The sequence below is a fragment of the Aquimarina latercula DSM 2041 genome, from assembly GCF_000430645.1.
In the GTDB taxonomy this organism is placed as follows: Bacteria; Bacteroidota; Bacteroidia; order Flavobacteriales; family Flavobacteriaceae; genus Aquimarina; species Aquimarina latercula.
Genome location: NZ_AUMK01000003.1, coordinates 445479 through 457945 on the forward strand (window position 1 = coordinate 445479; position 12467 = coordinate 457945).

Annotated in this window: 11 protein-coding genes; 4 read left to right on the forward strand and 7 right to left on the reverse strand. The window is 31.0% G+C overall.

The window, feature by feature from the left end; all coding sequences use genetic code 11:
• Nucleotides 1–81: 81 nt before the first annotated feature.
• The 3 genes from H526_RS0102180 to H526_RS0102190 form a co-directional block, all read right to left on the reverse strand.
• Entirely contained in the window at nt 82–651 is a 570-nt protein-coding gene (locus H526_RS0102180; protein ID WP_081415528.1) for a DUF427 domain-containing protein, read from the reverse strand.
• A 100-nt stretch (nt 652–751) separates the two neighbouring features.
• On the reverse strand, nt 752–3244 hold the full coding sequence (locus H526_RS0102185; protein ID WP_027391473.1) for an ABC transporter permease: 2493 nt from the start codon (nt 3242–3244) through the stop codon (nt 752–754).
• 47 nt (nt 3245–3291) lie between these two features.
• Nucleotides 3292–3981: an ABC transporter ATP-binding protein gene (locus H526_RS0102190; protein ID WP_027391474.1), complete on the reverse strand. Its 690-nt coding sequence runs from the start codon at nt 3979–3981 to the stop codon at nt 3292–3294.
• 28 nt (nt 3982–4009) lie between these two features.
• On the opposite strand from H526_RS0102190, the gene H526_RS0102195 reads away from it, so the two are divergent.
• Nucleotides 4010–4753 (forward strand): arylesterase, encoded by a 744-nt coding sequence (locus H526_RS0102195; protein ID WP_027391475.1) that lies wholly within the window; start codon nt 4010–4012, stop codon nt 4751–4753.
• A gap of 11 nt (nt 4754–4764) precedes the next feature.
• Here H526_RS0102195 and H526_RS0102200 read toward each other — a convergent pair whose 3' ends face one another.
• Together H526_RS0102200 and H526_RS0102205 are read right to left on the reverse strand one after the other, a co-directional pair.
• Nucleotides 4765–5874: a serine hydrolase domain-containing protein gene (locus H526_RS0102200; RefSeq protein WP_027391476.1), complete on the reverse strand. Its 1110-nt coding sequence runs from the start codon at nt 5872–5874 to the stop codon at nt 4765–4767.
• Between the two features lie 95 nt (nt 5875–5969).
• Entirely contained in the window at nt 5970–7835 is a 1866-nt protein-coding gene (locus H526_RS0102205; protein ID WP_035084121.1) for a S41 family peptidase, read from the reverse strand.
• 164 nt (nt 7836–7999) lie between these two features.
• Between H526_RS0102205 and H526_RS0102210 the strand changes: the two genes are divergently transcribed.
• Nucleotides 8000–9007 (forward strand): sensor histidine kinase, encoded by a 1008-nt coding sequence (locus tag H526_RS0102210; protein ID WP_027391478.1) that lies wholly within the window; start codon nt 8000–8002, stop codon nt 9005–9007.
• Entirely contained in the window at nt 9007–9714 is a 708-nt protein-coding gene (locus H526_RS0102215; protein ID WP_035084124.1) for a LytR/AlgR family response regulator transcription factor, read from the forward strand. Before H526_RS0102210 ends, H526_RS0102215 begins: the two co-directional genes overlap by 1 nt.
• Nucleotides 9715–9785: 71 nt before the next feature.
• Here the strand turns inward: H526_RS0102215 and H526_RS0102220 are convergent, their stop codons facing one another.
• Nucleotides 9786–10640: a LamG domain-containing protein gene (locus tag H526_RS0102220; protein ID WP_027391480.1), complete on the reverse strand. Its 855-nt coding sequence runs from the start codon at nt 10638–10640 to the stop codon at nt 9786–9788.
• Nucleotides 10641–10696: 56 nt separating this feature from the next.
• Nucleotides 10697–11413, reverse strand: a complete 717-nt coding sequence (locus tag H526_RS0102225) for an aspartate/glutamate racemase family protein (RefSeq protein WP_027391481.1) — start codon at nt 11411–11413, stop codon at nt 10697–10699.
• Nucleotides 11414–11558: 145 nt separating this feature from the next.
• Between H526_RS0102225 and H526_RS0102230 the strand changes: the two genes are divergently transcribed.
• Entirely contained in the window at nt 11559–12449 is an 891-nt protein-coding gene (locus H526_RS0102230) for a LysR family transcriptional regulator (RefSeq protein WP_027391482.1), read from the forward strand.
• Nucleotides 12450–12467: the final 18 nt, after the last annotated feature.

Below are 12467 nucleotides of genomic sequence, written 5' to 3' on the forward strand. Positions count from 1 at the left end.
TTTTGTTATTCTATTAAATGGTTCTATAATTATAACATTTACTTTTTATACTACTTCACTCCTACTATTAATAGATCATATTTACCAATGTCCTGTTCCAGGTTCTCCCTTAAAAGGTCCAACCAAATCAGAAGTAATCCATCCTGCATAAAATTGACTAGATTGTGCTCTTACTTGTTCTCCATCAACATAACAATCAAGATGTTGCGGATAAAAAGCGATATGATCTTTTAATGCTTCAAACTCTAAAAATGGATTAGGATATGACCACGCCACAGGAATATTACTCATTTCCTTTAATGTCCAATACACTGCATTTCCTTTCCATTCGCACATTGAACTCTTATTAGGCATCGTAACAAGCGTATTCATATCAATATCATTTTTAGGGATATAATATGTTGGTGGGCTTGCAGTCTCTAATACTGCAAGTGCATTACGAGAATCTACAATCCTAATATCCTTATGATTCACAATTACTGGCTTACTAACTTTTTCAATGATCGGGGGACGAGGAAAATCCCAAACTGATCGCTGATTCTCTTTAGGTTCAATTGCAAATGGAGGTCTTTCTACACCCTTATAATTCCAGTGTTCTCGAGTTTTTTGTAACCAGTCTATCTTTGTCTTAGCTTTCTTATTAGATCCCATAATTGTAGTTTATACAGTATATTTAATTATCACAGCTAAAATAGCAGAAGATCAAATTCATTACGTAAACCCATCCTGATATATAAAATTAATCCTACGACTACCCCACTTTCCTCAAAATATTTAAAGGCGGACTTTGTAATACACTTTTAATATTACTTAATCCAATGAGCAATACTAAAATTACTATACTAGGCAGAAACAATAAGAAAGGAATACCGGAAGGCACAAAAGGTTCTTCGAATAATAGTGTTGCTAATAATTGACTACTGATTAAAGATAATAGGATTCCAGCCAAGCTGCCAAGTATTCCTAAAAATAAATACTCTAGCGCCGTAATACTAAGAATTTGTTTGCTTTTTGCACCCAATGTACGTAATAACACACTCTCTTTGATACGTTGGTATTTACTATTTCGAACCGAACCTATTAATACAATAACACCTGTAAGAATACTAAAGAATGCCATAAAATTAATCACCCAGGAGATTTTTCCTAGAATGTCTTCAATAACAGTATAAATCTGCCTAAGATCAAAGACAGTAACATTTGGAAATTTACTTACTAGTTCACGTTGCAGTGCAGCAGATTGATTATTATCAGGTACATATGTAGTGAGTACATGAAATTGTGGTGCTTGTTCTAATACACCTTTTGGAAATACTACCATAAAATTTAACTGTAAACGTGTCCAATCTACTTTTCTGATGCTTCCAACAATGGTTTCCATTAATACACCTTGTATATTAAAAATAACAGGATCCCCTACTCCTAACTTTGCATTTTCGGCAAGACTTTCTGATATTGAGATGGAAACTTTTTCTCCAGATTTAACTTCTTTTACCCAGCTACCATCAATTATAGATTCTGAAGCAATAAGCGAATCCCTAAAAGTCGTCCTAAATTCATGATTAAGTACCCAATCATTCACTGCAGTAGTTGTATCTTTTCTAATCTCATTACTTAATTTCCCATTAATACTATGCATCCGCATAGTAACAATGGATAGATTATCGATAACTTCTAATCCAGACGGGGTCATGCTCGCAATTACAGCATCACGCTGCTCTGGTTGGATATCTACTAATATAATATTCGCATTGTCTGAACCGTTATCCAATGCTGTTTTTGTTAATAGTATGTCTTTAGTGAAATATAACGTACTAATTAAAAAAGTACCAAGACCTATAGCAAATATAAGTACCGTAGTCTGGTTATTAGGTCTAAAGAGATTCAACAAACTCGTTCTAGCTGTAAATCCCCAAGCGGTTGGAAAATATTTTTTAATTACCTTAATAAATAAGGTAGAGATCCCTGCCAAAATAGCAAAGGTGGCAAAAATACCTGCTACAAAAGCAAAAGCAAATAGTATATCTCTAAAGATCCATAGGGAGAATAAAAGAATAAAAAGCAAAATTGCGCCAAAGGTAAATACACGAATCTTTTTAGATCCTCTAGCTTGTTTTTCTGACACCCGTAACACTTCTAATGGTGATACATACCAAGTAGAAAGTAAAGGTTGTAATGCAAATAATACCGACATCAAAACACCTAATAGTAATCCCATAAAAATTGGCTGTAGACTTATAGAAACTTCTACATCAAATGGTAAAAATCCATCCAAAAGAAATGGAAGTAATTGTTGAAGGCCAATACCCGCTACTGTTCCTAAAATTCCACCAATAAGTCCCATCACAGCAATTTGTATTAGGTAAATCAAAAAAGCCTGTTTTCTACTCGCTCCTAAACATTTTAAAACCGCAACATCTGTTAATTTCTCTTTGATATAGATATGTACTGAACTAGCTATGCCAATGCAGCCTAGTAGTAAGGCTATAAACGCCGCCAAGTTCAGAAATTTACCTAGATTTCCATAACCACGTCCTATTCGTTGACTAGTACTGGTATGCGTATCGAGGTCAGCATTTTCTGCATCCAAGATAGGATCTAACTTTTTATCTAATTTAATCAGATCCACTTCTGGTGATTCAAAAAAATATTGATATCTCTTTCTGCTGCCCAATTGCAACAATTCGGTCTGTTCTATAAATCGATATGGGATTAGTACTGTGGGAGCTACTGTTGATGAGATTCCAGAACTACCCGGCATTGAATTAATAGCTCCTAGAATAGGAAAGGTAACCAATCCTAACTTGATAGAGTCACCTGGTTTTATATCATATTGCAACATGAGCGTTGCATCTACTAAGGCTCCTCCCCTTTTTTGATACTCCGTAGCTGCAGTAATAGGTTCCGTTTCCAAAGTTCCATAAAAAGGAAAATTGCCTTCCATACCTCGTACTTGTACTAATTTAGCAGCTCCATTTCTTGGAAACGCCGCCATGGATGGGAAATTAACTTCGTAGGCGTCTGCTCCTAATGAATCGATGATAGCCTGAACTTTTTCATTAGGGAGTTGTCTACTATCAATAATAAAATCAGCACCCATCAATACTTTGGATTGATCTTGTATATTTTGTTTTACATTTTCACTGAATAATTGTATCGAAACTACGGCGGCAATACCAAGAATGATAGATGCCATAAATAATAGTAATCTGGAAATGCTAGATCGTCCATCACGCCACGCCATCTTTAGTAACCAAGCAATATCTATTTTTGAATATGAATCCATTTTCATTATTGTACTAACGTTTTCTCATTGCTTATAATTTTCCCTCCTTTTAATCTAAGTATCTGTTGAGTTCGATTTGCCAAATCAAGATCGTGAGAGATAATAACCAAAGTCGTTCCAGCCTCTTTATTTAATTCAAAGAGGAGCTGTATGACCTTTTCTCCGGTCTCTTCATCTAAATTCCCTGTTGGTTCATCGGCAAATAAAATTGTTGGCTTGTTTGAAAAGGCACGGGCTAATGCAACACGTTGTTGCTCTCCTCCTGATAATTGTGAGGGATAGTGATGAAAACGATGTGATAATCCAACCTTTTCTAGTAACTCCTTGCCTTTTGTAACGGCATTTTTAACTCCTTGTAATTCCAAAGGTACAATCACATTCTCTAATGCTGTTAAAGTGGGAAGCAATTGAAAATTCTGAAATATAAATCCTACTTCTTTATTTCTTAATTGTGCACGTTCATCTTCATTCAATTCCTGAATATTTTGGCCACATAACTCTACAATACCTGAGTCCTGGTTGTCTAATCCAGCACATAGTCCAAGCAAAGTAGTTTTACCACTTCCGGAAGGTCCTACAATAGAAAAGGTAGCTCCTTTTTCGACTTCAAACGAGATATTGTCTAAGACCTTAAGTTTTTTTGAACCACTGTTATAAGTCTTCTCCAGTTCATGAATCTTTAATATCTTTGGCATATTGATTTTCAATTAATTCAATTAGATAATGCAAAAGAGGAAAAATAAGCAAATGGTTTCGTATTTATATACTCGTTATAAGTGGATTTCCTTAAAGTTTTGTTATTTTTTATTCTTCAGTTTACTATTATCTTGTGGAGAAAACACTACTAAAAAAGAAGAAACTAATATAGACAGTTCTATTGAGAATAGCAGTGACTCAGCTAAAGACACTCTTACTAAAACCATTCTTTGTTTTGGAGATAGCTTAACTGCTGGCTATGGATTAGATGATATTAATGATGCGTATCCCGCTATACTCCAGAACAGACTGGATTCTTTAGGTTTAGCGTATACGGTTATCAATTCGGGATTAAGTGGAGAGACTACAGCTGGCGGAAAAAGCCGTATCTCATGGGTACTTAACCAGAAAGTTGATGTCTTTATTCTAGAACTAGGTGCTAATGATGGATTGCGGGGAGTTCCTTTAACAGAAACCAGAAATAATCTTCAATCCATTATCGATGCAGTACGAAAAAAGAACTCAGAAACTACAATCATATTAGCTGGTATGCAGTTACCACCAAATATGGGGCCCGAGTATATTACAGCGTTTAGAAATATTTTTCCTGATCTTGCGCAGAAAAATGAGCTAGCACTGATCCCTTTTCTTCTAAAAGATGTTGGAGGTATTCCAGAACTAAATCAAGCGGATGGTATACACCCGACTATAGAAGGACAAAAAATCCTAGCGAATAATGTTTGGGAGGTGCTAAAAACAGTTTTAAAGTAGCGTTATAATCCTTATTTAGCAAAACTTAGCAGTTGACTAATAAATTTATACGAGTTAAAGTTTGGCGTCGCTTGACTAATACTATATGAAAGAGTTGATTTTGTTTTAGGACAATATCCTATGAAAGTTCCATAAAATCCAAAATGGCCATAATACACATCTTCATTTATAATAAATTCATATATACCTAAACCATATCTACTTTCATTTTTTTTAGTGAACGCTACATCAATCATTGCATCCAATGATTTTTTATTGATAAGATTATAACTGAATAATGCTTTTATGAATAGTGCTAAATCAGTATTCGTAGATACAAGTCCTCCTCCAGCCCAATCGAATGATGTGTTTATGTCAGAAAAATTTATGTCGCCTATATACTGACTTATTTGACTAGTTTTTTTATTGAACTCTTCATAATATTCAAAATATGTATCCTTCATTCCTAATGGTCCTAATATTCGGTTTCTAATGGATTGAGATAGCTCAGTTTGATCTAGCCGTTCTATCAGTAACCCAAGTAATACGTAATTGATATCCGAATAATACCATCCTTCATTAGGAATAAAGTGAGGCTCATTGTTAAGGTTTTGTTGATAATATAATTCTATAATTGATTTTGGATTATATTGTTTGCTAGGGTTCTGAGCTACCATTCCAAAAAATGTATCTTCTCTATCCTTAAAAATATCAGCAAATCCTGATCGATGTGATAATAGTTGTTTGATAGTGATACGTTCCGAATATTTTATAGTATCCAAAATATGTAAATTTTCAAAATCGAGGTATTCTATATCTTTCAAATACCTGAATACCTTATTATTTATATCTAGTTTACCTTCTTCTTCAAGCTGAAGTATAATCGTTGATATAAAAGTTTTAGTGCTGCTTGCAATTTTAAATGAACTATTTTTTGTTACTGGATTTCCATTTTCTGTAGTTAATCCAAACCCCTCATTATAGTAAAATTTTTGACTTTCATTTTCTAAATACACTAAGATACTATGTACAGGGTTTTCTGAACTATGATTAATTTGATTATTAATTCTAGTACTAATTGAGTCTATTTGTGCAAGTACAAAGTTTGACAAAAAGAATAAAACATATAATTGTGGTTTCATGTTTTTTTAGTCTTTAGTTTCCTCTATTTTACTCCAATTATATATTCAGATTGATTTTGATAAAATATAATCAATATTCATGAATTTTCTAAATATTAATTCTCATCATTAATAATGGTAACTAATTTTTCTAATTGCGTATCCTTTCCTTTAAATATTTGTTCTTTATCTACTGATATATTGATATCAGGAACTGTTCCATTGCCATCTAAGGTTTTTCCATTACGTTGAAACGATAACATTGTTGATACCTTTACTCTAATATTAGAATTGGTTAAATACATTTCTTTTGAGTTTCCACTAGATCCATCAGTAGTTACCCCTACTATTTTTACATTAGGTAAACCCTTATAAGCAGCTGTAAAAACAGTAGCTGCACTAAAACTACTTTCATTTACTAATATATAAACTGGCTGTTTGTAAAAGGTTTTTTTATGCTTCAATACCATATAAAAAGGGGCACTAAACTTAGAATGATCAAATTCTTGCTTAATTTTGTATGTTTTATTGAATTCATCGATTGCGAACCTATCTGAATTTGAGAATTCATCGGAATTATAAGAATACAAATAACGACTGCTCATTGAATGTTCATCAGTATCTATTATTTTATTTGTTCGTAAATATCCAACATTGGATACCCACGGTGACTGCGCTTGTGGTATCATATAATTTGCAAAAGTTTGTAATATGTCTCTGGTTCCTCCTGGGTTATTTCTGATATCTATTATTAAGGCTTTGGTGTTAGAAAGTTCTTTCATCGTGGTTTCTATGAAATGTTCTAGGCTATCAACCTTTTTATAATTAAACATCATCGGAATTTTTATATAACCGATATTATTAGTTAATAACCTTTTTAGGCTATCAAACTGTCCAGTATGAATTGTGTTTTTTATAGCATTGTAATTGGCAATATGTAGTGTAGAAACATAACCTTTGTTATCTATTGTTAGTTTATGTATATCTTTTTTTTCATTCTTTCCATCTGTAAACACTACTTCTACCCTTTTTAAATTTCTTTTGTTGTTATTAAATAAGAGTGATCCATATTGCTCAATAGCGTTAGCTCCTCTTGTAAGTTTTGCTTCTTTTGGTGCTTTTTTATCTCTATAATTATAATTGGTAATTAATGTGTCTATTTGTATTCCGTTAATACTTTTAATATACGGATAGTTCTTATAATAGTATTGGTACGAATTATTTCCGAATCTTCTTTTGACTGCTATAACTTGTTTATCTAGAACAGTAATCCCAAAAGGTAGTTTTTGCTCATATGATTCATGATTTTTTTTATCAAATGATTCATTTTTTATTGATGCATGTCTATCACCAATCTCTGCCATAATTTTACTCATTTCATATACAAGTTCATCTATCTGAATACTATCTTCTCTTTTTAATATTAAAGCTATAATTTCATCAATCACTGTATGATAATCAAAATTAGTGAGTTGTGAATAGGATGATCTAGTATCTAGAATTTCTTTAAATTGTTTTATATCTTCAATAGCTTCTGTTTTACCAATACTCTTCTTAGTTTTTTCTTTACTAATAGTGTTCTTTTTACTAGGTTTGGATACGTTATTGTAGTGTAGGCAACGTTGTCTATTTTCAAAAGTAAATGTACCAGTATATGTCTTAGCAACTCCATTTCTAGACAAAACCAAATAAACATCTTTATTTGGTATATAATTTAAACTTCTAAGCACTTCTACAAGGTCTTCTGAAAAACGTTTTTTCCATTTTGTATTATATTCTTTTTTACAAAAACGTATTAGTTCATCTTTATCAAAATAATCTAGCTTTTCGAAATGATACCATTCATTATTGAATTCGACTACTGGCTGATCATTATCCCATGTCACCGCTGTGAAAGGAGATGCTTTTTCTAGCTCAAGTTTTTGTCCAAAACCAATAGTTGTCAATAAACTAATTATTAAAGTGATGATAGTAGTTTTCATTTTTATATGTTTTAAAAGTGAATTCTTTTCAAACATATTTTTATTTATCTACTCATAAAAAAGAAATAGAGTAACCTAGTTTACTAATCGACAAACGTGGTATTATTATCGATTTATCCGAATTATGTTTTAATATATTTACAACAGTCTATCACAATACACATATGTTTCAATTATCAGATAAACAAATACAAGTACTAAACACCCTATTTAATGTGGTTTTTATAACGATTATAGTACTTCAAGTCATAAGAAAGGCTATATATACGCTTCCTGATAAATGGCTTTTCTTTTTAACTAGTGATGCTGTAGAGTATTTTATCTTTTCTGTGATTGCCTATTTATTATATTATTTTGTATTAAAGCGTAATCAATTATGGTATAAGATTGGTTTTATATTTCTCTTTATTGTGCTTATCGTATTAGTAGCTTTACTAAAGTCATATAGAATACATAATGAAGTATTATTAGATAGATCATTTGATTTTTCCACAGAATTTATTGGAAAAACTTTCCTGTTTTATTTTCTTATTCACTTTATAAATAGATTAGATTTTTTTAATAGATATAAAAATTTAGAACATGAATTAAACCAAGCAAAAGGACAGTTATTAAGAAATCAGTTACACCCACATTTCTTATTTAATGCTTTTAATTCACTTTATAGTATGTCTCTAAAAAACAGCCCGGATACACCAAACACTATATTGAAACTCTCTGGGATGATGCGTTATTTAACGGATGATTCTACTAACAAACAGGTAAAACTAACACAAGAATTAAAATTTATTGAAGAGTATATTGCTATAGAAAAAATAAGATTTGGAGATCAAGCAAATATTAAGTTAAGTATTAACGGAATTGCTGAAGGTAAAAATATTGAACCCTTGTTATTAATTACTTTGGTAGAGAATGCCTTTAAACATGGGTTTTACACCAATGATCAAAATGCATTTGTTAGCATTAATATAATATGTAAGAATCATATTATTTTGTTTAAGGTAGAAAACAGTATACTAGACAAGCAGCATTTTAATGTAACTAATCGAAAAGGAAAAGGTATAGAGAGTCTAAAAAAGAGATTAGCACTTTCTTATCCTAAAAAACATAATTTAGTTCTACAGCATAACAACGATATATATTCTGCTAATTTAGAAATCAATCTAGGGTGATGAAAAAACAAACTACCATAATTATTGATGATGAACCATTAGCAATCGATGTTCTGGTTAACTATATAAATAGATTTCCAGAATTTGAAATTTTAAAAACTTTTACAAGTTCTATAGCTGCTTTTAAGTATCTTAATGATAACCCAGTAGATCTGGTTTTTACAGATATTGCTATGCCACAAATTTCTGGTACAGAATTGGTAAAGCTAGCTAAAACTAAGACACAATTTGTAATGGTGACCTCCTATACAGATTATGCAATAGAAAGTTTTGAATTAAATGTCATCGATTACCTTCTAAAACCAGTATCCTTTGAGCGTTTTATAACAACCATAGAGCGTTTTAAACAAAATATTCTAATTCCTCGGTCTAAGAAAGATTTGACCATAAATCCATCTTTTTATATTAAAGAAGGAGATGAATTTATAAAAGTTTTGGTAGATGACATTGACTATATTGAAGGTATGAGAGATTATGCTAAAATTGTATGTGGTAAAAATTATTATCTAGCACTTAAAACATTGAAATCTATAGAAGAGAAATTAAACAGCTTTAATTTTGTCAGAATACACAAGTCATATATAATTCCGTTAAAAAAAGTTTCTCAATATAATAATAGCTGTGTGTTAATTAATTCCTTTGAGATTCCTGTAGGTAGTAGTTATAGAAACAATTTAAAAAAATATCTGGAAGACAATAAACTATAAACAATCCATTCGCACTACTACTCTGTGTTTTCTGAAATAACATTATTAAAATAGATGCTTTTATAAAACCACTATTTTAATAATGTTTTTATACCTTCTTTTAGCTCAAAAATAGATTTTACTTCATTAACTTCTAATGTTTTATTAAAAATAACAAGTTCATCCATCAACCCAATATATCCTAATCCTAACATAATTTTTCCGTCTTTAGGTTCCCAAGTAAAAGGATCATTTATACCTTTTATAACTCCTTGAAATGTTCCATTTACATACAGCTTAAATGTAGAGTTTGCTGTATTTACTTTGGAAAAAGTCATAACTACATGGGTCCACTTTCCTTTCTTAAAAGGAGGTCTGTTAATAGTTACCGTTCGTTTTTCCCACTTTGTCATATCATTTTTATTATTTGGATTCCAAATATTTAGATCACCCATAGCTCCTAATCTAAATTTTCTTGGGTTATGATCAGTAAAATCAACCCATAAGGCAGCATCATTGTATCTCGTATCTGTAATGCATATGGGATCACAATACCCTGGCGCTAAGTCTTTATTGGGATCTAATTGTAACCAAAACGATACCGAACCACTCCATGATTTGTTATTATAATCAACATTTTTATAAGCTTTATAAAAAATAGCAGTAGTGTTTTTCTCAGTGAAATGAAGTGCATCACCAATCATCCCTTTATTTTTAGCTAAGACAACATTAGGGTTATGTAATCCAGGTTTTGCATTATTTAATTTTTTATAGCTTTCTGCAGTATATATCATTCCGTCTCCCTTGGATATATCAGCAGATAATTTTCTGTCGAAAGAACTATAAAAAAGTATATGATTTTTTAATTCATTCTTTTGCGAAAACAGAGTACTCATAATAAGAAAAATGAATACTTTAAGTAGATGTAAAGGTTTTATTTTTTCCATTGTATATTGTTAAAGTTTTAATTTATGTAATTGTATCTATTTTACATTATATCATATTAATAAGGTGTAAAATTTTTATTATTTTTTACACTCCACTCTATTGCCGCATGTGAGTGGATTTTTCCTGTGTCAAATATTGGAATTTCTATATCTGATTCTGAGATTAGTATAGGTAATTCGGTGCAGCCCAAAATAACACCTTGCGCTCCTTGACTTTCTAGTTCTTCTATAATCTCAATAATTATTTGTTTTGAAATGTTGGTGAACTGTCCTTTTACTAATTCATTATAGATAATATCATGAACAATTTGTCCATTACTTTTCTTCGGTATTAAAATTTCTAACCCAAAATCATTTGTTAATGTCTTGGTATAAAAATCTTTTTCCATTGTAAATTTTGTACCTAGTAAGGCTATTTTTTCTAGACCTAATTTTTTAATAGATTCTCCTGTGGTTGTAGCTATATGAAGGAAAGGAATAGTTATATGTTCAGAAATATAATCACTAACTAAGTGTATGGTATTGGTGCATAGTAATATTATATCCGCACCTGCCATTTCTAATTGTTGTGCTGCTTGTTTCATAAGTTCTCCTATAGCATTCCAATCATCGTTAAAAGTTAATCGTTCAATCTCAGCAAAATCTACTGAAATCAAGATACATTTTGCAGAATGAGAGCCACCCAAAAAATCTTTCGTCTTGATATTTAAAAATTCATAATATAATTTTGATGATTCCCAACTCATTCCTCCTATCAATCCAATGGTTTTCATATAAAAGTTCTAATTAATTGATGTTATTTATCCCAAAACTACAAGGAAGATTAAAGTTTATATAATTTTGAAATTGAGATAAATAAAACTATAACTGAAATAATTTCAGCTATGACATATAGGTAAGCAACTTATCTTTGTGTTTATGGAACTCAAATATTTCAGATTAATTAAAACTATAGCAGAAGAAGGTAGTATTGCTAATTCTACAGAACGACTATTTTTAACGCAATCGGCCTTAAGTCATCAATTACGTGAATTAGAAGAACGATTAGGATTTAAAGTCTTTTATAGAACTAGAAATAAATGGGAGTTAACCCAAGAAGGTTCTGAACTATATAAGTTGGCCAACAAGCTATTTAGCTCTATTGATGAAGGTTTTACTGCCATAAGACACATAAAGGAAGGAGCTAAAGGTACTATTAAACTAAGTGCAGAATGTCAATCATTTTTTCATTCTATCCCGGCATTTATTCAAAAAATGGGGATCTTATATCCAGAAATAGATATTGATATAAGTCTTGGAGCAACACATCAAACCATATCACAAGTATTATCCGATGATATAGACATTGCCATTGTGACTACAAGACCAAATTCTGATGAACTTTCTAGTATTCCTGTATTTAGAGATGAGATTTTTGCTATTATGCATCAAGAACATCCATTGAATAATTTAGCGTATCTAGATGCTAGTCATTTCGCAAATGTACATTTGTTAATCAACTCTTTTCCCATCGAAGGTGTAGCTGTTTATGAACATTTTTTAAGGCCTAATAAAATAAATCCAATTAAAATCTCTGCAATTCCGTTTACAGAAATTACGTTATCGATGATACAAGCTAATATGGGAATTATGTGTGCCCCAAAATGGCAATTAAACTCTTTTAAATTGTCAAAAGATCTAGTATTTAAGCGTATTGGGAAAAATGGTTTAAAAAGAAAACATTACTTAGTGGTAAAAAAGAAACATCGTAATAGAAAATATATACACGATTTTATCTCTAATTTTGAAGAAGATTTTTTAGAGGCGTAATTCATTCATAACACTTGT